Origin of the sequence: Mycobacterium sp. NPDC051804 (assembly GCF_044452905.1) — a bacterium.
Taxonomy (GTDB): domain Bacteria; phylum Actinomycetota; class Actinomycetes; order Mycobacteriales; family Mycobacteriaceae; genus Mycobacterium.
Genome location: NZ_JBITCD010000003.1, coordinates 786551 through 806820 on the forward strand (window position 1 = coordinate 786551; position 20270 = coordinate 806820).

The 20270-nt window shown below is 65.9% G+C and carries 26 protein-coding genes and 1 pseudogene; 10 read left to right on the plus strand and 17 right to left on the minus strand.

Features of this window, described 5'->3' with window-relative positions; genetic code table 11:
• Positions 1–91: 91 nt before the first annotated feature.
• The 3 genes and pseudogenes from ACIA48_RS14920 to ACIA48_RS14930 form a co-directional block, all read right to left on the minus strand.
• Positions 92–607: pseudogene (locus ACIA48_RS14920) on the minus strand (shikimate kinase); the annotation flags it as partial.
• Positions 607–1818, minus strand: a complete 1212-nt coding sequence (gene aroC, locus ACIA48_RS14925) for a chorismate synthase (RefSeq protein ID WP_396732458.1) — start codon at positions 1816–1818, stop codon at positions 607–609. The pseudogene ACIA48_RS14920 and the gene aroC, both read right to left, overlap by 1 nt.
• Positions 1793–1948, minus strand: coding sequence for a hypothetical protein (locus ACIA48_RS14930; RefSeq protein WP_396732461.1), 156 nt, complete (start codon positions 1946–1948; stop codon positions 1793–1795). The genes aroC and ACIA48_RS14930 overlap by 26 nt, the downstream gene beginning before the upstream one ends.
• Between ACIA48_RS14930 and ACIA48_RS14935 the strand changes: the two genes are divergently transcribed.
• From ACIA48_RS14935 to ACIA48_RS14950, 4 genes are read left to right on the plus strand one after another with little or no spacing between them, the layout of a single operon-like run.
• Positions 1949–2473 carry a DUF1097 domain-containing protein gene (locus tag ACIA48_RS14935; RefSeq protein ID WP_396732464.1) on the plus strand — a complete coding sequence of 175 codons (525 nt, stop codon included), beginning with the start codon at positions 1949–1951 and terminating at the stop codon, positions 2471–2473. It begins immediately after the preceding gene.
• Entirely contained in the window at positions 2470–3204 is a 735-nt protein-coding gene (gene nthB / locus ACIA48_RS14940) for a nitrile hydratase subunit beta (RefSeq protein ID WP_396732467.1), read from the plus strand. The genes ACIA48_RS14935 and nthB overlap by 4 nt, the downstream gene beginning before the upstream one ends.
• On the plus strand, positions 3201–3821 hold the full coding sequence (gene nthA / locus ACIA48_RS14945) for a nitrile hydratase subunit alpha (RefSeq protein WP_396732469.1): 621 nt from the start codon (positions 3201–3203) through the stop codon (positions 3819–3821). The genes nthB and nthA overlap by 4 nt, the downstream gene beginning before the upstream one ends.
• Complete coding sequence (locus ACIA48_RS14950) at positions 3818–4105, plus strand: nitrile hydratase accessory protein (RefSeq protein ID WP_396732472.1); 288 nt, start codon at positions 3818–3820, stop codon at positions 4103–4105. Before nthA ends, ACIA48_RS14950 begins: the two co-directional genes overlap by 4 nt.
• Here the strand turns inward: ACIA48_RS14950 and ACIA48_RS14955 are convergent.
• From ACIA48_RS14955 to ACIA48_RS14995, 9 genes are all read right to left on the minus strand, one after another.
• Positions 4102–4704 (minus strand): TetR/AcrR family transcriptional regulator, encoded by a 603-nt coding sequence (locus tag ACIA48_RS14955; protein WP_396732474.1) that lies wholly within the window; start codon positions 4702–4704, stop codon positions 4102–4104. The genes ACIA48_RS14950 and ACIA48_RS14955 overlap by 4 nt on opposite strands.
• Before the next feature lie 31 nt (positions 4705–4735).
• Positions 4736–5227: a DUF3237 domain-containing protein gene (locus ACIA48_RS14960; protein ID WP_396732476.1), complete on the minus strand. Its 492-nt coding sequence runs from the start codon at positions 5225–5227 to the stop codon at positions 4736–4738.
• Positions 5224–5610 (minus strand): nuclear transport factor 2 family protein, encoded by a 387-nt coding sequence (locus ACIA48_RS14965; protein ID WP_396732478.1) that lies wholly within the window; start codon positions 5608–5610, stop codon positions 5224–5226. The genes ACIA48_RS14960 and ACIA48_RS14965 overlap by 4 nt, the downstream gene beginning before the upstream one ends.
• A 45-nt stretch (positions 5611–5655) precedes the next feature.
• The gene (locus ACIA48_RS14970) at positions 5656–6081 is read right to left on the minus strand and encodes a prepilin peptidase (RefSeq protein ID WP_396732480.1); all 426 of its coding nucleotides are present in this window, start codon (positions 6079–6081) and stop codon (positions 5656–5658) included.
• 15 nt (positions 6082–6096) lie between these two features.
• Positions 6097–6900 (minus strand): shikimate dehydrogenase, encoded by an 804-nt coding sequence (locus ACIA48_RS14975; protein WP_396732483.1) that lies wholly within the window; start codon positions 6898–6900, stop codon positions 6097–6099.
• Entirely contained in the window at positions 6897–8168 is a 1272-nt protein-coding gene (gene mltG / locus ACIA48_RS14980; RefSeq protein WP_396732486.1) for an endolytic transglycosylase MltG, read from the minus strand. Before mltG ends, ACIA48_RS14975 begins: the two co-directional genes overlap by 4 nt.
• Positions 8161–8703 (minus strand): Holliday junction resolvase RuvX, encoded by a 543-nt coding sequence (gene ruvX, locus ACIA48_RS14985; protein WP_396732488.1) that lies wholly within the window; start codon positions 8701–8703, stop codon positions 8161–8163. The genes mltG and ruvX overlap by 8 nt, the downstream gene beginning before the upstream one ends.
• Before the next feature lie 4 nt (positions 8704–8707).
• A complete protein-coding gene (gene alaS, locus ACIA48_RS14990; RefSeq protein ID WP_396732491.1) occupies positions 8708–11398 on the minus strand; it encodes an alanine--tRNA ligase in 2691 nt (896 codons plus the stop codon).
• 139 nt (positions 11399–11537) lie between these two features.
• The gene (locus ACIA48_RS14995; protein ID WP_396732494.1) at positions 11538–11939 is read right to left on the minus strand and encodes a secondary thiamine-phosphate synthase enzyme YjbQ; all 402 of its coding nucleotides are present in this window, start codon (positions 11937–11939) and stop codon (positions 11538–11540) included.
• 124 nt (positions 11940–12063) lie between these two features.
• Between ACIA48_RS14995 and ACIA48_RS15000 the strand changes: the two genes are divergently transcribed.
• Positions 12064–12372 carry a GlsB/YeaQ/YmgE family stress response membrane protein gene (locus ACIA48_RS15000; RefSeq protein WP_396732496.1) on the plus strand — a complete coding sequence of 103 codons (309 nt, stop codon included), beginning with the start codon at positions 12064–12066 and terminating at the stop codon, positions 12370–12372.
• A 64-nt stretch (positions 12373–12436) separates the two neighbouring features.
• Here ACIA48_RS15000 and ACIA48_RS15005 read toward each other — a convergent pair whose 3' ends face one another.
• From ACIA48_RS15005 to ACIA48_RS15025, 5 genes are all read right to left on the minus strand, one after another.
• Complete coding sequence (locus tag ACIA48_RS15005) at positions 12437–12835, minus strand: VOC family protein (protein WP_396732499.1); 399 nt, start codon at positions 12833–12835, stop codon at positions 12437–12439.
• Entirely contained in the window at positions 12835–13308 is a 474-nt protein-coding gene (locus ACIA48_RS15010; RefSeq protein WP_396732501.1) for an SRPBCC family protein, read from the minus strand. The genes ACIA48_RS15005 and ACIA48_RS15010 overlap by 1 nt, the downstream gene beginning before the upstream one ends.
• Entirely contained in the window at positions 13305–13661 is a 357-nt protein-coding gene (locus ACIA48_RS15015) for an ArsR/SmtB family transcription factor (protein WP_396732504.1), read from the minus strand. The genes ACIA48_RS15010 and ACIA48_RS15015 overlap by 4 nt, the downstream gene beginning before the upstream one ends.
• Positions 13662–13738: 77 nt before the next feature.
• Complete coding sequence (locus ACIA48_RS15020; RefSeq protein ID WP_396732506.1) at positions 13739–15067, minus strand: replication-associated recombination protein A; 1329 nt, start codon at positions 15065–15067, stop codon at positions 13739–13741.
• Between the two features lie 21 nt (positions 15068–15088).
• Positions 15089–15925, minus strand: coding sequence for a DUF3097 domain-containing protein (locus tag ACIA48_RS15025; RefSeq protein WP_396732509.1), 837 nt, complete (start codon positions 15923–15925; stop codon positions 15089–15091).
• Between the two features lie 23 nt (positions 15926–15948).
• On the opposite strand from ACIA48_RS15025, the gene ACIA48_RS15030 reads away from it, so the two are divergent.
• The 5 genes from ACIA48_RS15030 to ACIA48_RS15050 all read left to right on the plus strand — a co-directional run bounded on the left by ACIA48_RS15030 (position 15949) and on the right by ACIA48_RS15050 (position 20265).
• Positions 15949–16524 (plus strand): hypothetical protein, encoded by a 576-nt coding sequence (locus tag ACIA48_RS15030; RefSeq protein ID WP_396732512.1) that lies wholly within the window; start codon positions 15949–15951, stop codon positions 16522–16524.
• Positions 16525–16534: 10 nt separating this feature from the next.
• Positions 16535–17326: an SDR family NAD(P)-dependent oxidoreductase gene (locus tag ACIA48_RS15035; protein ID WP_396732515.1), complete on the plus strand. Its 792-nt coding sequence runs from the start codon at positions 16535–16537 to the stop codon at positions 17324–17326.
• Between the two features lie 15 nt (positions 17327–17341).
• On the plus strand, positions 17342–17821 hold the full coding sequence (locus tag ACIA48_RS15040) for a nuclear transport factor 2 family protein (protein WP_396732518.1): 480 nt from the start codon (positions 17342–17344) through the stop codon (positions 17819–17821).
• Complete coding sequence (locus ACIA48_RS15045; protein WP_396732521.1) at positions 17818–18594, plus strand: SDR family NAD(P)-dependent oxidoreductase; 777 nt, start codon at positions 17818–17820, stop codon at positions 18592–18594. Before ACIA48_RS15040 ends, ACIA48_RS15045 begins: the two co-directional genes overlap by 4 nt.
• A gap of 108 nt (positions 18595–18702) precedes the next feature.
• The gene (locus ACIA48_RS15050; protein WP_396732523.1) at positions 18703–20265 is read left to right on the plus strand and encodes an HNH endonuclease signature motif containing protein; all 1563 of its coding nucleotides are present in this window, start codon (positions 18703–18705) and stop codon (positions 20263–20265) included.
• Positions 20266–20270 lie beyond the last annotated feature (5 nt).

Here is a 20270-nt window from a genome sequence, read left to right on the forward strand (position 1 = left end):
CGGGCGACGGAGGCGCCTCGGTGGTCGGGGCCGGTGTCAGCGTCGTCGGACTACGACGCCATGGTGGACGACGGCGGCGCCGGTGCTGGCGCGACGTCTCGGGGTTCTCCAGCCGCTCCACGATGTAGCGCACGACGGCGCCGGGGTTGCGGCGGTTGGTGTTGACTCGCAGCGTGGCGACCCGCCGATAGAGCGGGACACGTTGGTGCATCAGCGCTTTGAACTTCTCGCCGCGGTCTCCGCCGGCCAGCAGCGGCCGAACCGTGGGACCGTTGGTGCGACGCACTCCCTCGGCGGCGTTGATCTCCAGGTAGATCACGGTGTGACCGGCCAAAGCATCGCGCACGCCTGCGGTGGTGATCGCTCCGCCGCCGAGGGACAGCACCCCGTCATGAGATTCCAGCGCGGACCGGATGACGCTCTCTTCGATGCGGCGGAACTCGGCCTCGCCGTCGGCGGCGAAGATATCGGCGATGGTGCGCCCGGTGGTCTCCTCGATCGCGGCGTCGGTGTCCAACAGCGTGAGGTCGAGTGCCTTGGCGAGCCGACGGCCGATCGTCGACTTACCCGACCCGGGAAGCCCGACGAGCACCGCTTTCGGCGCCATCAGCCCGACGCCTGGACCGGCGGCGAGGACGGTGCGCGCTCCGCGACAGCGCGCAGGTAGTTGTCGACGTTGGTGCGCGTCTCCGCCAGCGAGTCGCCACCGAACTTCTCGAGTACTGCCCGCGCCAGGACCAGAGCCACCATGGTTTCGACAACGACACCGGCCGCGGGCACCGCGCACACATCGGAGCGCTGGTGGATCGCGACGGCTTCGTCGCCGGTGGCCATGTCGACGGTCGCCAGCGCGCGCGGCACGGTCGAGATCGGCTTCATGGCGGCCCGCACCCGCAGCGGCTGACCGTTGGTCATGCCACCTTCGAGGCCGCCGGCGCGGTTCGTCGACCGCATCACGCCGTCGGCGCCGGGATACATCTCGTCGTGGGCGACGCTGCCGCGGCGCCGTGCGGTTTCGAAACCGTCGCCGATCTCCACACCCTTGATCGCCTGGATGCCCATGACTGCACCGGCCAGTTGGCTGTCGAGACGGTTGTCGCCGCTGGTGAACGAACCGAGCCCGACGGGCAGACCGTGGACCACGACCTCGACGATTCCGCCGAGGGTGTCGCCGTCCTTCTTGGCGGCCTCGATCTCGTCGACCATGGACTGCGCGGCCGCGTCGTCGAACGCGCGCACGGGACTCTCGTCGATCCTGGTCAGATCGGAGAACTGCGGCGGCGGCCCGTCATAGGGCTTGGAGGCGCCGATGGAGATGACGTGCGACAGGACCTCGACGCCCAGCGCCTCGCGCAGCAGTGCCCTCGCGAAGGTGCCTGCGGCCACCCGGGCGGCCGTCTCGCGGGCGCTGGCCCGCTCCAGCACGGGCCGGGCGTCGTCGAAACCGTATTTGAGCATGCCCGCGTAGTCGGCGTGACCGGGCCGCGGCCGGGTCAGCGGCTCGTTGCGAGCGCTGTTCTCCAGCTCGGCGGGGTCGACCGGATCGGGCGCCATCACCGTTTCCCACTTGGGCCATTCGGTGTTGCCGATCTCGATGGCGATCGGACCGCCGAGTGTGACGCCGTGCCGAACGCCGGCAAGCATCGTGACCTGGTCTTTTTCGAACTTCATCCGGGCGCCGCGGCCGTAGCCGAGCCGACGCCTGGCCAGCTGGCCCGCGATGTCGTCGGAGGTCACATGGATGCCGGCGACCATGCCTTCGACAACGGCCACCAGAGCGCGGCCGTGGGATTCACCAGCTGTAGTCCATCGCAACACGCGTCCCATCTTCCCACAGCTCACCGGGCGCGATTTCCACGCCGATACCGCCACTGAGCGGGTGTTTGCGCGCCGAAATCGCAACGTGGCCGTCACGGCTGGGAAACAGCACCGCGTCACCCTTCTTCACATGGATTCACGATCCGCGTTGACGCTGAGCATCGGGGTGCTCGGAGGGCTGGCGGTGGCACTGACCGCAGAGGTCATCACCGTCCCGATTTGGGTGGTCTTCCTGACGTGGGCGTCGTTCTTCTTCGTCGGGGGCGGGGTCACCGGGTGGGTGCGATCGCTGTCGAGCAACCTCGCCGGAGTTCTGATCGCCTCGGCAAGTCTGTACGCCGCGCACCTGATGGGCGGCAGCCTTTGGGTGACCGCACTCGCCGTCGGCGTCGGTAGCGCCGTGATGGTGCAGGCCTCGTGGGTGCCGCTGCTGTCGACGACGCCCGCGGTCGTCGTCGGGTTCGCGAGCACCGTGTCGACGGTCGCCGGGACCGGCAACACGATCACGGTGACCTCCATTTCGCATCCCGGGCTCGTCGCGGCCACGGCATGCCTTCTCGGCGCGTCGTTCGGGCTGCTGTCCGAATACGTCGCGGGAGTCCTCACCCGTGAACCCGCGAAGGAAGCCGCGAAGGAAGGGAGCTCGGCGCAATGAAACTGCAGCACTATCTCGGCGGTTTGGAAGGGCTGCCCGAACCGCTGAACTTCGAGAAGCGTGTCTTCGTCGAAGACTGGGAAGAACGAATCTTCGGCATCCACGTGGCGATGATGGGGCTGTCGAACCATCTCGGCTCGGCGTTGCCGCAGTATCCGATCGACGATGTGCCAACGGCGTTCAAAGACGAGTGGACATGGGCCAGCCTGCGCACCGGCGCCGAGGCGATGAATCCGTTCGACTACTTCAAGTTCCGCTACTACGAGAAGTGGCTGGGCGGTATCACGCAGTTCTTCATCGACCAGGGATATGTCACCGAGGATGAGTTGTCCTCGCGGCAGGCCGAATTGGTGGCAGACGCGACACCTGCACCAGAGCGGGACAGCGCGATCGACGACCAGGTGGTCGAGTATCTACGCAAGGGCGACAGTCCCCGCCGTGACGTCGCGCACCCGAAGTTCGCTGTGGGTGACCGGGTCCGGATCACCAATGTGCCTGCCGCGGCACACACTCGGTTGCCTGGCTATCTGCGGGAGCGCGAAGGCACCGTGGAGCGGATCTTCGAAGGCGACTACGGCTATTTCGTCCACACCGGTGACGGCATCGGCGATCCGATGCCGATCTACATCGTCGCGTTCAGTCCCGAAGAACTCTTCGGCGAACGTGCCGAACCCGGTGCGCTGACCATCTACGCGGAGTTGTTCGAGGCATACCTGGAAGGAGTCCAATGAGCGATCAGTTCGCTTACCCGGCGGACCGCGAGGCCGCCAGCGCCGCCAAAGTCGCTGCGCTGGAATCGCTTCTGATCGAAAAGGGGGTGATCACCGGTCAGACCGTCGACAAGGTGCTCTCCTACTTCGAGTCGGAGATGACACCGCTCAACGGACGCAAGATCGTCGTGAAGGCGTGGACGGACCCCGACTTCGCCGCTCGCGTGGTCGTCGACACCCCGGCCGCGATCGCCGAACTCGACCTGCCCGACGGGATGGCGGGCGCAGAGGGTGAGCACCTGCAGGCCGTCGCGAACACTCCGGGGATACACAACCTGATCATCTGCACGCTCTGCTCGTGCTTTCCCTGGCCGGTGCTCGGTCTGCCGCCCTATTGGTACAAGGATCCGGTGTTCCGGTCCCGGGCCGCCCGCGAGCCGCGCAAGGTGCTCGGCGAGATCGGCGTCGCCCTGCCCGACGACACCGAGATCAAGGTGTGGGATAGCAGCGGACACTCGCGCTGGTTCGTGATCCCCGAACGCCCCTGCGACACCGATGATTTCACTGACGAGATGCTGATGGATCTCGTGACGACGGAGTCCATGATGGGTGTGGCGCTGGCGGGACCGGTGAAATGACCCTGCACGAAACCTGTACGACCGACCAGGCGGCGCCGCAGTTCGAGCATGAATGGCAGCGCCGGGCATTCGGGCTGGCGTTGGCGCTCTCAGAGTTCGGCCACTACGAGTGGAGCGACTTCCAGCAGAGCCTGATCGAAACGATCGGCCAATGGGAGAACACCCCCGAGACCGAGCGTGGCGACTGGGAGTACTACGACCACTGGGTCACCGCGCTGACCAAGGTGGTCGACGACCACCATCTGCTGACCAATCCGGCGATCGCGAAGGGCGACGACCACTAGGTGATAGCGAGACTGTCCAGGACCCGCCCGATTTCGGCGACGGCCTGACGCTGCGCGGTCTTTTGATCCTCGGCTCGGGCCACGATCATCGCGACCTCACACGTGGCACCGAAGAGGAAGTACGCGAGTGGGCCGGGCGGTCTGGTGGCGATACGGCCGGCATCGATCGCGCGGGAGATCCCGAGTTCCATCAGGTCCAGCAGCGGAGTTTCCAACCGGCGGATGCCCTCCCAGCCGATCGCGGCGGGCGCATCCAGCAACATGATGCGCTGCAATCCGGGGTCCAGACACTCGTCGAGGAAAGCAATGCTGGCCGCCTTGAATGCGTCCCACGGATCCTTCTTACGCGTGTACGCGGCCGCGAGTGGGGTCGTCAGCTGTTCGATCTCACGGCTGAACACGGCTTCGAACAGCTGCCGCTTACCGTCGAAATGGTGATAGACGGCGCCCTTCGTCACGCCGGCCCGCGCGGCCACCGCGTCGAGTGAGGTCGCGTCGTAACCGTCGCCGGCGAATAGTTCGCGTGCGGCGTCGACGAGCGCAGCGGTCGTCGCCTCGGTGCGCTCCGCCTGCGTTCGTCTGGCCACTCCCCTCGCCACGGGCCGACCATAGCCGAACATCAAGAGCGGTTCACAACACCTGATAAATGCGGTAGTCGATGTGGTTCGGCGACAACACGTTGTAACCGACGGCGACCAGCGCGGAAAGCCACGCGTAGCGCTCATCAGCGGTCTCGAATTTCGGTGTGGTCCGCACGTAGGTCTCGTCGAAGCCGAGCACCTCACCGGCCGCCAGGCGCTCGAGGCCGTCCGCGGGGACCTTGATGATTCCGCGTGCCTCGTAGTGGATCAGCGCACCGTCGTGGGTTCGCAGGGTGGCGCGGACGTCCACGCGCCCGACGCCGTCGCTCCCGACGATCAGCCAGTCGCCACCACCGGGCAATATTTCGCCGCGGACTTTCGGCCCCTCGATAATTCCGCCGGTCGTGATGAAGGTCATCCTGGCGCCGACGGGTGTCGTGATCGGTTGTGCCGGTTGAAGGTTGACGTGCATGTCGAAGAGGTGCTCGACCGGCAGCGCATCGATCAACGGCAGCTGGTCGACCGGCGTCGCGGTGGTCATGCGTTCGTCACCCCGAGCGCGGCCTGCAGCTGCATACCGTCGACGAAGGTGTCCTTGCGTGTGACGAGCCCGTCCGGCGACACGTTCACGACGTCGAGGCAGTCGAACCGGATGTCGCCGGAAATCAGTGCCCAGTCGAGGATCCAATGGTCTTCGCCGAAGATCACCCGGTAGGTCTCCCACGTGAGATTCGGGAACTGGCCGAAGATTTCGGCGAAGGTGGCACGGACCGCGTCACGACCGACGACGGGTTCACCTCCCATGTGCATCCAGAATCGAGTGTCCGGCGTGTGCAGGGCGACGATCGCATCCGGATCATGGGCCGCCCATGCGGCGAAGTAGCGCTCGGAAATGTCTTTCAGGTCCAGCTGTGTTAGTTGCATACTCAGAGTATGCATTAACCTACCGCGGGTATGCAATAGCTTGAATCAGAGTAGGGCGAGAGAAGTAGCCGCGGCAGCGGTCACGCACATCGAGGGGCCGTGCGGCACAGTTCTTTCCGCGCTGACGATCCGGACGATCACGGCCCATGCCGCCGTCAGCAGTGGTGCCCCCAGCGCGGCGAGCGACCATACATCGATACCGAAGGCGCCGGTCAGCGCCCCGATGCCGATCGCGAGCTTGACGTCACCGGCGCCCATCGAGGCGGGGGCGATCAGGTGCAGCACAAGGTAGATCGCGAACAGCGATGCGGCGCCAGCCGACGCCGATGTGCCATGTCCCGCCGCTGCGGCGCACGCCAAGATCGCGACAGCGCCGGGCACTGTCAGCCAGTTGGGGAGCCGTTGCTCCCGGATGTCGTACCAACTGAGCCCGACGAACCAGGCCAGCACGCAGACGCCGGCCGCCCCCATTCGTCGAGGCTAACGTCAGTTCAGCGCGGCCCTCATCGCCTCTTTCGGCGCAGGCTGACCGGTGAACTGTTCGACTTGGGCGAAAGCTTGATTCAGCAGCATCTGCAGACCGCTGATCACCCGTCCGCCCGCGGATTCGACTGCGGCGGCCAGCGGGGTCGGCCACGGGTCGTAGATCGCGTCGAGCAGTATGGGGGTGGGTGCCAGCGTCGGTACATAAGGTGCCACTGCGTCGGCGGGCACGGTGTTGACCATGACGTCCACCTCGGCGACATATGCGGCCAGATCCGCGCCATCGATAGCGCACCAGTCCCCGTCGACACCTGACCTCGTCGCGAGTTCGACCATCGGTGCCGCCCGTTCGGCGTTACGGGCCACCACGGTGATCTGTTGCGCGCCGAGTTCGGCAAGGCCGACGACCACAGCGGGCGCCGTACCGCCCGACCCGAGCACCATCGCTCGGCCGGCGATGGGGCCCAGCGCGCCGGTGACACCGTCGATGTCGGTGTTATCGGCACGCCATCCGGTCGGCACGCGCACGAGGGTGTTGGCTGAACCGACCAGCTCGGCACGTGTCGTGCGCTCGTCGGCGAATTCAAGGGCGGCGAATTTGCCGGGCATCGTCACCGACACCCCCACCCATTCAGGCCCGAATCCGCCCACCAGGGAGGGCAACTGATCGGCGGTGCACTCAATCCGCTCGTAAGTCCAGTCGTCCAGACCCAACGCGCGATACGCGGCGAGATGGAGTTGCGGTGACCGGGAATGCGCTATCGGCGACCCGAGCACCGCAGCCTTGCGCGGACCGCGCGCGTTCACCGGTTGGAATCGAGGACACCGTTGCGCATCGCGAGTTCGATGTTCGCCAGGTGCTGCTCGTAGTCCCGGGTGAACAGGGTCGTGCCCTGCATGTCGATGGTCACGAAGTACAGCCAGTCCCCCGGCTCGGGCTTTTCTGCCGCCGCGAGTGCAGGCTGGCCCGGCGAACAGATGGGCGTCGCCGGAAGGCCCGGCCGTACGTAGGTGTTCCAGGGGGTGAGCTGGCCACGGTCGCCGTCAGTGGTGGCCACTTCGATCCGGTCGAGGGGATAGTTCACCGTGGAGTCGAATTCCAGCGTGCGGTTCTCGGCGAGCCGGTTGTAGATGACCCGCGCGACCTTGGCGAAGTCCTCCGGGGTGGCTTCACGTTGCACCAGCGAGCCGACGGTCAAAATCTGGTACGGCGACATGTTCATCGCCTTTGCGGTTTCGCGGATGCCGCCCGCCTCGTACTGGGCCGCGCTCGCACCGATCAACGTCGACAGGATTTCCTGCGGCTGCGCAGACGGATCGATGTTCCACGAACCCGGTGCGATCAGCCCTTCCAGCCTGCGGTGGTCGGTGCCCATCGCGTTCACCGGGCCGACTGCCCACTCCGGCACCGAGAGCACCGACGGTTTCGCTGTGCTCGCCGACTCCTTGAGCGCCTCTGCGGCGACGCATTCACGCTCACCGTCGAGGTCCACACATGTCGCCTTGGAAATCAGGCTGAGGATGCCATCGGTGACCGCATTGGTTTTGACGTCCTGCACGTCGTCGAGCTGGCGCCCTTCCGGAATCACCAACTTGCCCACCCGGTTCGCCGGATCAGCAAGCCGCTCAACGGCGTTGGCGGCCGGAATCTCGGTGCGCACCTTGTAGAAACCGGGCTGGATCGACGAGATAGCGGCGTTTCCCTGCGCCGCCTCGACGAACGTCGCGGAGTCGGCCACCACCTTCTGGTCCTCTAGGGTCCTGCCGATCGCGGTCGTGGAATCCCCGTCGTGGACCTGGACCACCACGTCGTTCACACCGTCGCCCGTGAAATCGCTACCGGTGCCGAACACGTTGTGCCATAGCTTGGAACCGAGGAACACCACGCCGATGACGACGACGATCAGGATGCCGACCGCCAAGCCACTGGCCATCCGGCGCCTGCGCCTGCCGCGCGCCTCACGCATCCGGTCCGCGCGGGTCCGTCGTCGCCGTGGCGGGCCAACCGCCATGGGTTCCACCCGTTCGCTGCGCCAATTGGGCTCCACGCGCTCGCGGCCCCAGTCGTCAGACATCTCCGACCTCGTCTCTGAAGTCACCGCGCGCTGCCACGATCGCGCGCCGTTGATCCAGCCAGTTCTGCAAGATGCCGACCGCGGCGGCCTGGTCGATCATCGATTTCTGCCCCTTGGCGCGAACGCCGGCCTCCCGCAAAGACCGCTGCGCGGCAACGGTAGTCAGTCGCTCGTCGGCGAGTCGCACCGGCACCGGTGCGATGCGTGCCGCCAATTGGTCGGCGAGGCCGATCGCGTCGTGGGCGGCGGAACCCGACCGGTCGGCAAGTGTGCGCGGCAACCCGACCACCGCTTCGACCGCGTGGAATTCGTCGACCAACGTCGCCAGCCGACGAACGTGCTTGTTCGAGCCCTTGCGCGTGTCTCGCATCACCGTCTCCACCGGTGTCGCGAGAATTCCGTCCGGATCGCTGACCGCCACCCCGATGCGGACACTGCCCGCGTCGATGCCCAGGCGTCGGCCGCGTCCTGGATCCGGTGGCTGCAGCGTGGGGCCCGGCCGGTCAGGTTGACGATCGTCAGGCTCGTTCGGCACGCGGTCAGCTCCGGCCCAGTTCGGCGCGTAACGCGACCAACGCCGCGTCGATCCCCGCCGCACCTTTACCGGAGCCCTGTGCCAGATCGGCCTTGCCACCCCCGCGACCGTTCACCGGCGCGCCCAGTTGCTTTACAAGATCGTTGGCGCTCAGCCCGAGATCCTGCGCGGCCGGATTCACCGCGACCACGTACGGAACCGAGTCGCCGTCACCTTCGGCGATCAACGCGACGACAGCGGGTTCACTACCCAGCTTGCCCTTGATGTCGCCGACGAGTGTCCGCAGATCCGCCGCTGACATTCCGCCAGCCATCCGCTGCGCCACGAGGTGGACCTTACCGACCTGTTCGGCGCCTGCGGCGGCATTCGCTGCCGCGGCGCGCGCGTTTGCCAGCCGCACCTTATCGAGTTCCTTCTCGGCGGCGCGCAACCGTTCGACGAGGTTGGCGACGCGGGCCGGAACCTCCTCCGACGGCACCTTCAGTGACGAGGCCAGCCCGGCCATCAGAGCGCGTTCCTTGGCCAGATGACGGAACGAGTCCAGGCCGACGTAAGCCTCCACCCGGCGCACACCGGAGCCGACCGAAGATTCACCGAGGATCGTCACGGGCCCGATCTGCGCAGACCGCTGCACGTGCGTGCCACCGCAGAGTTCCAGGGAGAACGGACCACCGATCTCGACCACGCGGACCTCGTCGGGGTAGGACTCGCCGAACATCGCCATGGCGCCCATCGCCTTGGCTTTCTCCAGCTGCTCGTTGAAAGTGTGCACCTCGAAGTCGGCCTGCACGGCCTCGTTGGTCACTTCCTCAACCTGGACGCGCTGCTCATCGCTCAACGCGCCCTGGTAGTTGAAGTCGAACCGCAGATAACCGGGACGGTTCAGCGATCCGGCCTGAACGGCGTTGGGGCCCAACACCTGTCGAAGCGCCGCATGCACCATGTGGGTTCCGGAGTGACCCTGGGTCGCGCCGTGGCGCCACCTCGGGTCCACCGCGGCAATCACCGTGTCGCCCTCTACGAACTCACCGGATTCGACGTTGACGCGGTGCGCCCACAGGGTTTTCGCGATCTTCTGTACGTCGGTCACCGCGGCCTTGGCCGCAGCGGACGCGCCCGCACCGGTGATCGTGCCCTCGTCTGCGATCTGTCCGCCGGACTCCGCATAGAAGGGGCTGCGATCGAGGACCAGCTCGACGCGGTCGGCGTCCTGCGCGCCGTGGCCGATGACGGGCACTCGCTTACCGTCGACGAAGATGCCGAGAATTCTTGCCTCGGTGGTCAATTCGTCGAAGCCGGTGAACTCGGTTGGCCCGGCGTCGACGAGATCGCGGTACGCCGACAGATCGGAGTGCGCCTGCTTGCGGGCGGCCGCATCGGCCTTGGCGCGCTGGCGCTGCTCGGCCATCAGTCCGCGGAAGCCCTCTTCGTCCACCGACAGGCCCGCCTCGGCCGCCATCTCGAGTGTCAGCTCCAGCGGGAAGCCGTACGTGTCGTGCAGCGTGAACGCGTCGGATCCGGACAACATGGACTTTCCAGCGGCACGCGTCACCGTGGCCGCCTCGTCGAACAGCCGTGAGCCCGACGCGAGTGTCCGGTTGAACGCCGTCTCCTCTGCGACCGCGATGCGCTGGATGCGATCAAAGTCGGTGACCAGTTCCGGGTACGACGGGCCCATCGCGTCGCGCACCGTCACCATCAGGTCGGCCACGATCGGCTGTTCGACACCCAGCAGCTTCGCGGCGCGGATGATCCGGCGCAGCAACCGGCGCAGCACGTAGCCGCGCCCCTCGTTCCCCGGGCTGATCCCGTCGCCGATGATGATCGCCGCGGTACGGCTGTGATCGGCGATGATGCGGTAGCGGACGTCGTCTTCGTGGTTGCCCTGGCCGTACCCACGCGGGGCGACGGCGGCGACCAACTCGATCACCGGACGCAGCAGATCGGTTTCATAGACGTTGTCGACGTCCTGCAGCAGGCAGGCCACCCGCTCGACGCCCATGCCGGTGTCGATGTTCTTGCGCGGCAGCGGGCCGAGTATCTCGAAGTTCTCCTTGGACGTGCCCTCGCCGCGTTCGTTCTGCATGAACACGAGATTCCAGATCTCGATGTAGCGGTCCTCGTTGGCCTCGGGCCCACCCTCGATGCCGTACTCGGGTCCGCGGTCGTAGTAGATCTCCGACGACGGACCGCACGGGCCAGGGATGCCCATCGACCAATAGTTGTCGGCCATGCCGCGGCGCTGGATGCGCTCGAGCGGCATACCGGCGACTTCCTGCCACAGCCCGATCGCCTCGTCATCATCGAGATAGACCGTCGCCCAGATTTTTTCGGGATCCATGCCGTACCCACCCTGCTCGACGGGGTTCGTCAGCAGAGTCCACGCGAACTCGATGGCGCCCTTCTTGAAGTAGTCGCCGAAGCTGAAGTTGCCGGCCATCTGAAAGAAGGTGTTGTGCCGAGTGGTGATACCGACCTCGTCGATGTCCGGGGTGCGGATGCACTTCTGAACGCTCACTGCCCGGTCCCATGGTGGGGTGCGCTGCCCGAGGAAGTAGGGCACGAACTGCACCATGCCGGCATTGACGAACAGCAGGTTGGGGTCGTCGAGAATCACCGAGGCACTCGGGACCTCGGTGTGGCCCGCCTTCACGAAGTGATCGAGGAAACGCTTCCTGATCTCGTGTGTCTGCACGTTCTTACTGTTCCTAGTTCTATGGGTGGCTCGTATGGGTGGCTTCCGCAATTACCTGCGACTATTCGACCGCACCACAGTACCGGTCGCGGTTCTCGCGCCTAACAGGCCAACGAACCGGCACCGCGTCGAGTGCCGGTCAGGCGCCGATAAAGCTCAACCGCACCTTGCGCTGCGGATTGTCGCTGTTCAAATCGACAAGCACGATGCTCTGCCACGTGCCGAGCAGCGGCTTCCCGCCCTGCACGGGCACCGTCACGGACGGCGACACCAGAGCGGGCAGCACGTGATCGGCCCCGTGCCCCGGTGCACCGTGGGCGTGGCGGTAACGATCATCGCGCGGCAGCAGACGTTCGAGCGTGTCCAGGAGGTCGTCATCGGACCCGGCGCCGGTTTCGATGATCGCGACGCCGGCGGTGGCGTGTGGGACGAACACATTGCACAGGCCGTCCTGGTGTGCGCCGCAGAAAGCCCGCACGGCCTCGGTCAGGTCGACGATGCGGCGCCGGGCGGTGTCGATATCGAGTACGTCGGTGTCCACGGCATCGAGCCTACGAGCGTTCGCCGGGATTGACGCGAGCGTTTATTACCTCAGGGGCTGGGGTATCGCTGATTCACCCGGGTGATCTACGCAACAGCCCGACCGACACGACCTTGGAGGCATCGTGACCATCACCGGCATCATCACCGCAATACTCATCGGCGTCGTAATTGGCGTACTGGCCCGGCTGCTGCTACCGGGTAAGCAGCCCATCGGGATGCTTGTCACGATCCTGGTCGGCATCGTCGCCGCGTTGATCGGTACGTGGCTTGCCCAGCAGCTTGGCATTTCAACCGCAACACCCGGCGTCGACTGGGGAGAGTTGCTCGTTCAGCTCGTCGTGGCCGTAATCGGCGTCGCGCTTGTTTCGGCGTTGATGGGACGCCGGCACACCGGTGTGGTGGGCCGTCGACGTTCGGGCTTGATGCGCTGACCGCGTACCACCCGACTAGCGATCCCGGCTGAACCCCTGCAGCCGGGATCGCTCCTCTCTGCAGTTAGGACGCGCGCGCCTTGATTTGTTGCACGATCCACGTATTGCCGTCTGGGTCGGCGAATTCGAATAGCGTTCCGCCGTCACGTTCGTCGATGACGTTGATCTCCCCCACCTTCACCCCGCGGGCAAGCAGTTCCTCCCTTGCGCGGTAGGCGTCGGCGACGACAAGTTGGAGACCCTTGAGCGAGCCCGGCGGCATTGCCGGTCCGCCCGGAAGTTCTCCGATGACGATCGAGCAACCCGAGCCCGGCGGCGTGAGTTGGGCGAAGTCCATGCCGGGAGCTTGGGTGTGGTGATCGAGAGCGAAGCCGAGCTGATCACGGTAGAAGGCGATGGCCCGCTCAACCCCACCGTTCTGGCTGTCGACCGGAACCACCACCACTTCCAGCGTCCAATTCATCAGAGGCTCTTGAGCAGCGCATCGAGCTTCTCGTAGCCCTCGGTCATCCCGCCTTCCATCCCGGAGGACAGGAAGGCGTCGCGCGCGTCGGTATTGGGGCAGATCGAGCGGCCGCGTAGGCGCGAACGGCCGTTGCCGAGGTCCTCGAACCACAGGTACTCGATGTTGACCATATCGGGAGCGCCCTCGAATTCGAAGGTCTGCAGGATGAACTCGTTGTCCCGCACGGTGTGGAACGTGCCGTTGAAGCCGAACGTGCCCTCGTCATTGGAGTGCGTGTAGCGATAGCCGCCATGGCTTGTGAAGTTCCACTCGCTGATCTCCATCTCGAGACCGTGCGGGCCGAGCCACTGCTTCATCAGCTCGGGTTCGGCGTGCGCCCGGAAAAGCGCCTCCACGGGGGCATCGAACTCGCGGGTGAACTCCATGGCCAGCGTGTCGACCGGGGCGTTGAGGTCCAATGCGTTCGTCATTTCTTGTTTCCTTTCTTGTCAGTGATCGATGCCAGCAGGGTGTCCAGCCGGCGGTAACTGCGTTCGGCGTCAAGCCGATATCGGTCGATCCATGCGGTCAGCCGCTCCAATGCGGCAGCGTCGAGGTGAACCGGACGTCGCTGCGCGTCACGGGTCCTGGTGACGAGACCCGCGTGCTCGAGCACCTGAATGTGCTTGGACACCGCCTGTTTGGTGATGTCGAACGGTGCGGCCAATTCGTTGACCGTGGCTGGTCCTCTGGACAACCGCGCCACGATCGTGCGCCGGACCGGGTCCGCGAGTGCCAGGAAGGCGCGGTCGAGCTGCGCGTCCGCATCGCCATCACTCTCCATTATCAACCTTGCGTTTGATCAATGCTTCGGTTGAATACCAACGTAGGACGGTATGCAGCGCCTGTCAAGGGTGGGTATTAGCGCTTCTTGCGGATGATCGCGCGCAGCTTGTCCAGGCGCGTCGCGATCTCACGCTCGGCGCCGTGGGTGGTGGGCTGGTAGTAGTCGATGCCGACCAGCTCGTCGGGCGGATACTGCTGGGGCACAACACCATCGGGGTCGTCGTGCGCGTACTTGTACCCGATCGCGTTGCCCAGCTTCTCGGCGCCGGAGTAGTGACCGTCGCGCAGATGCGTGGGCACTTGACCCGCCTTGCCGGCCCGGATGTCACCCATCGCCTTGCCAAGCGCAGTGGTGACGGCGTTGGACTTAGGTGCGGTCGCCAGGTGGACGGTGGCATGGGCAAGCGTGAGCTGGCCTTCTGGCATGCCGATGAGTTGGACGGTCTGAGCTGCGGCGACGGCGATCTGGAGTGACGTCGGATCGGCCATGCCGATGTCCTCGCTCGCGAGAATCATGAGCCTCCTCGCGACGAACCGCGGGTCCTCCCCCGCGACCAGCATCCGGGACAGGTAGTGCAGGGCAGCGTCGACGTCGGAGCCGCGGACCGACTTGATGAACGCGCTGATGACGTCGTAATGCTGGTCGCCGTCGCGGTCGTAGCGCACGGCGGCCTTGTCCAGCGATTGTTCGATGACCTCGACGGTCACATCCCCTGCTTCGGACGCGACCTCGAGTGCCGTCAGCGCGCGACGGGCGTCGCCGGCCGACAACTGCACCAGCAGTTCGACGGCGTCGTCGTCGACCTTGACCTTGCCGCCGAGGCCACGCTCGTCGTCGATCGCGCGGCGCACCACGGTGCGCACGGCGTCGGCGTCGAGTGGCTGCAGCTGAAGGATCAACGATCGCGACAGCAGCGGTGCGACAACGGAGAACGACGGGTTCTCGGTGGTGGCAGCGACGAGCAGCACGACGCGGTTCTCGACGGCGGACAACAGTGCGTCCTGTTGGGTTTTGGAGAACCGATGCACCTCGTCGATGAACAGCACGGTCTGCTCGCCGTGATGAAGGATGGCCACGCGTGCCTTTTCTATGACGGCACGGACCTCTTTCACACCGGCCGACAGCGCCGACAGCGCCTCGAAACGGCGGCCGGTCGCCTGCGAGATCATCGATGCGAGCGTCGTCTTACCGGTGCCCGGCGGGCCGTAGAGGATGACCGATGCCGCCCCCGAACCCTCGACCATCCGGCGCAGCGGCGAACCGGGCTGGAGCAGATGGTCCTGTCCGACGACCTCGTCCAGCGTCGCGGGCCGCATCCGCACCGCCAACGGCGTAGACGCGCCGACGGGAGCAACCCCCGACGACCTCTCCTCGCCGGGGACGTCAAACAGACCGTCGGCCACGCTCTCTGCTTACCACGCGGCTCAGACGCCGGGTTGTGTCACGAAGTCGATCAGTTCCTCGACCCGTCCGATCAGTGCGGGCTCGAGATCATTCCAGTCGCGCACACGGCCCCTGATCCGCTGCCACGCCCTCGCGATATCGGCCTGCTGGGCGTGCGGCCAGCCCAGCGTGCTGCACACGCCCTTCTTCCAGTCCGTGCCCTTGGGGATGACGGGCCACGCCTCGACTCCGATGCGCCCAGGTTTGACTGCCTGCCAGATGTCGATGAACGGATGTCCCACCACGAGCGTGTGCGCGCCGCCGGGCCCGCGTCGTACGGTGTCGGCGATCCGCGCTTCCTTCGAGCCGGCCACCAGGTGGTCGACGAGTACACCCAGCCGCCGGCCGGGGCCGGGACGGAATTCCTCGACAATTGCGGCGAGATCGTCGACACCGCCGAGATATTCGACGACGACGCCTTCGACGCGGAGGTCGTCGCCCCAGACCTGCTCGACGAGCTCGGCGTCGTGGCGACCTTCGACGTAGATGCGGCTCGCCAACGCCACCTTCGCGCGTGCGTCGGATACCGCCACCGAGCCAGACGCGGTGCGCGTCGCCTTCGGCGCGGACCTCTTCGGCGGAGTCAGGATGACGGGCTTCCCATCGATGAGATAACCCGGGCCGACGGGGAACGGTTTCCTGCGGCCCTTGCGGTCCTCGAGCTCCATTCGGCCGTACTCGATCCGCATCACCGCGCCGACGAAGCCGGTCTGGGCGTCCTCGACGACCATGCCGATCTCCACCGCCAGCTCGGTCGAGCGGGGTCGTTTCTGGTGCGGGTTGGATGCGAGAACATCGGAGCCATAGCGGTCAGCCACCGGGTGATCGTAGGGTCGGCAGCGTGCTGCTCAACCGCGACACGACCGAGGGAATCGCTAACGGCAGCATCACACTTGTGCTCCGCCGTTGGGATGTGCCGAGGGTCAAAGCCGGCGGAACGCAACGCACCATGGCCGGCACGATCCGAATCGACGACGTCACCGAATATCCCGGTGGCCATCGCGTCACCGCCGCACAGGCCCGCGCCGCTGGCTATCCGGACGCCGCGACCGCCCAGCGCGACCTCGATCGGCGGTCGGCCCGGCACACCTATGCGATCGCGGTGTCCTATCTCGCGCCCGATGAACGGCCCGACCTCGCTTCCGACGACCGCCTGTCCGCCGACGATGTGGACACGATCGCCGCGCGGCTGGACCGGTGGGACGCGGCGACCGAGCCGTGGACGCGCCAGTATCTCGAGCTGATCGCCGCCAACGAGGCCGTCCGCGCACCGGATCTGGCCGACCGCGTCGGGTTGGACGTACCGCGGTTCAAACGGCGCGTCCGCCAGCTCAAGGGGTTGGGCCTGACGATCAGCCTCGACGTCGGTTACCGGATTTCGCCACGCGGTAGGGCTTTTCTGCAGAAGTCCAGGTAAAGATAGGGGCGTGACAGAGCTATCGAAGTATGGGCCGTGGGCCGTGGTGGCCGGCGGATCCGAGGGCGTCGGGGCGGAATTCGCACGGCAGTTGGCCACCGCGGGAATCAACCTCGTGCTGATCGCCCGAAAGCCGGAACCCCTCGCCGAGACCGCGGATGCCTGCCGTGCGCTGGGGGCCGAAGTACGAACACTCGCAGTCGATTTGGTGTCCACCGACGCGGTGAGTCAGATCGAGGAGGCCACCTCCGACATCGAGGTCGGCCTGCTGATCTACAACGCCGGCGCCAACACCTGCAGCGAGCACTTCCTCGACGGTGAGCTGGGCGAGTTCGGCCGCGTCATCGATCTGAACATCGGCACCATGCTGGCGTTGGTGCAGCACTTCGGCAGGCCGATGCGCTCACGTCAGCGCGGCGGCATTCTGATGGTCGGCTCGATGGCCGGCTACCTCGGCTCGATGCGGCACACCGTGTATGGCGGCGTGAAGGCGTTCGGACGCATCTTCGCCGAAAGTCTGTGGCTCGAGCTGCGCGACCACCACGTCGACGTGCTCGAATTGGTGCTCGGCGTCACCCGCACCCCGGCGATGGAGCGCGTCGGGCTGAACTTCGACGTGCCCGGCATGCGCGTCGCCGACCCGGCCGACGTCGCCCGAGAAGGTCTCGAACGCCTCGCCCACGGCCCGATCCATATCGCGGGAGGTAACGGCGACGACGTCGCTCGGCGTAATGATCCCGATCGCGTCAAGGTGGTGCTCGGCACGCACAAATTCATGGAAAAGCTCATGGGATCCCGTTAGCTGAAAGGAATTTCGTTGAACGACGAGCGGATTTTCGAGCTGGAGCGACGGCTCGAGCGCATCGAGGAGGAGCGCGCGATCGAGCGGATGATCGCGTCCTATGGTCCGCTGGTCGACGCCGGTGAGGCCGACGCCGCGGCGGATCTGTGGGCCACTGACGGGAGCTATGACGTAGAGGGCTGGTCGATGCGCAGTCGCGAGGACGTGGCGGCCATGGTGCGTTCCGACGCCCATCAGGGTCTGATTCACCGGGGCTGCAGCCATTTTCTGGGCCCGGCGGTGGTGACTGTCGACGGTCTCGACGCGGTGGCGGTGTGCGAGTCAATTCTGTTGGTCCATCGCGGCGACGGGTTCATCGTCGCCCGCGCGGGAGTCAACCACTTCCGGCTGAAGCTCATCGACGACCGATGGCAGATCGTCGAACGAACGACGCGCACGCTGGACGGAAAGTCGGAGGCCCGCGACCTGCTGGCATCGGGGATCGCGGGCTCATGAGCGGACAACTCGCGGGCAAAGTAGCCCTGGTGACCGGCGCGGGCGCAGGCATCGGCGAGGGGATCGTCCGACGCTTCGCCGATGAGGGAGCCAAAGTAGTGGTCGCAGAGATCGACTCGGCCGCAGGCGAAGCCGTCGCCCAGGCGGCCGGCGGCACGTTCGTCAGTACGGACGTGTCCGATCGCGAGCAGGTCGAGAACGCGGTGCAGACCGCGGTGTCGACGTACGGCTCGATAGACATCGTGGTGAACAACGCGTGGGGCGGCGGCGGGATCGGACGGGTCGAGAAGAAGACCGACGAACAACTCGCGCAGGGCATCGCCGTCGGCTATTACGGTCCGTTCTGGGCGATGCGCGCGGCATTCCCGCACATGAAGAACAAGGGCTGGGGCCGAGTCATCAACATGTGCAGCCTCAACGGTGTCAACGCACACATGGGTTCGCTCGAGTACAACGCGGCCAAGGAGGCGCTGCGGGCTCTGACTCGTACCGCGGCGCGGGAGTGGGCACCGACGGGCGTCACCGTCAACGCGATCTGCCCGGCGGCGAAGAGCCAGGCCTTCTTTCGCGCGCTCGGCGAGTACCCCGAACTGGAAGCGGTGGCCGATGCGGCCAACCCGATGGGCCGAATGGGCGACCCGTACGACGACATCGCACCCGTCGCGGTTTTTCTGGCCGGCGAAGGCTCGCGCTATCTGACGGGCAACACGTTGTTCGTCGACGGCGGAGGCCACATCAACGGCAGTCCATGGGCACCCGATCTCGGCGATTAGTTGTGTAGCGCTGAACCTCTTGCGTCACAACAGTTTCAGAGATACACGAACTGCTGGACACCCTTAGACATCTCTTGGGGTTTTTTCTAGAGTGCCCTTAGACTTCGAATGTATGTTCGAGCTATGGATGGTGCGAAGGCGGTGCAGGCGGCGATGACCGCGCTGCGCGCCGCGCACGATCAGCTGGCCGTGCTGCCGATCGACGCACTGACCAAGGGCGAGTTGGTCGCGGCGTTGGACGATCTCGAGACGCTGTGGTGTCAGTTGCCCGCGCAGAGTCATCGCATGCTGGCGCGGTTGCAGTCCGAGACGACGGCCAAGGAGATGGGCGCCAAGTCGTGGCGTCAGGTGTTGGCGAACCGGTGGCGCATCTCGACCTCGGAGGCCGGTCGTCGCCTGGATGAGGCGGCAGTGTTGGGTCCGCGGCGCTCGTTGACCGGGCAGCCGCTGGATCCGGTGTTGCCCGCTACGGCGTTGGCTCAAGAGCGCGGGTTGATCAACGCTGAACATGTCGAGGTCGTGCGCAAGGCGGTGGGTCGGATCCCGGCTGCGGTCGACAGTCTGACTCGCGCGCAGATCGAGGTCGATCTGGTGCGCTACGCGGTGGGGCTGGGGTCCAAGGAGCTCAACGACGAGGCCGCGCGGATCCTGTTTCTGCTGGATCAGGATGGACCCGCACCTGATGATGCCGAACGGCAGCGTCGCCGCGGGGTGGCGATGGGGCCGCAGGGTTGTGACAAGATGCGCCCGATCACCGGCACGCTCACCCCGGAGGCGGCGGCGATTTATGAGGCGATTTTCGCCAAGTGGGCCGCGCCAGGGATGTGCAACCCCGTTGATGAGCAGCCGTGTGTGTCGGGGACCCCGACGCAAGCTCAGATCGACAACGATCAGCGGAGTTTGGCGCAGCGTCAGCATGATGCGCTGATCGCGGTCGGACGCAGTGTGTTGGAAAGCGGTGAGTTGGGTCAGCACAACGGGTTGCCGACGTCGATCATCATCCGCACCACGTTGCAGGACTTGCAGAGTTGCGCCGGTGTGGGTGTGACCGGTGGCGGCACGGTGGTGCCGATCAGCGATGTGGTCCGCATGGCCGCGCATGCTCACCATTTTCTGGCGGTGTTCGACAAGGCGACCGGCTCGGCGCTGGATCTGTTTAGGACCCGGCGGGTGGCCTCGCCGGCGCAGCGGATCATGCTGATCGCCCGCGATGGGGGGTGCACGAAACCCGGATGCACCGTGCCGGCCTATGGCTGCCAGGTGCATCACGCTGCCAAGGATTGGGCTGATGACGGGAACACCAATGTCGATGACCTCGGTTTGGCGTGTGGGCCGGACAATCGCATGGTCGGCGACGGCGGCTGGTCCACCCGGATCAACGCCGAGCACGACGTGGAATGGATCCCGCCCTCGCAGCTGGACACCGGCCAAACCCGGGTCAACGACTACCACCGACCCGAACGCCTACGCCCACCCAACAACGAATTATTCGACGCACCAGCAGTCAACGAACCGGCGCGCGAGAGCGGAACCCTAGACGACGTTCCACCGTTCGAAAACGAATGGTTCGACATTGAATGGCTCATCGGCCCACCCGATTACGAACCATCCGACAACGAACCCTCAGACGACTCGCACGAACCCGGCGGACCAGAACCGAACGCCGCCTGAGGCCG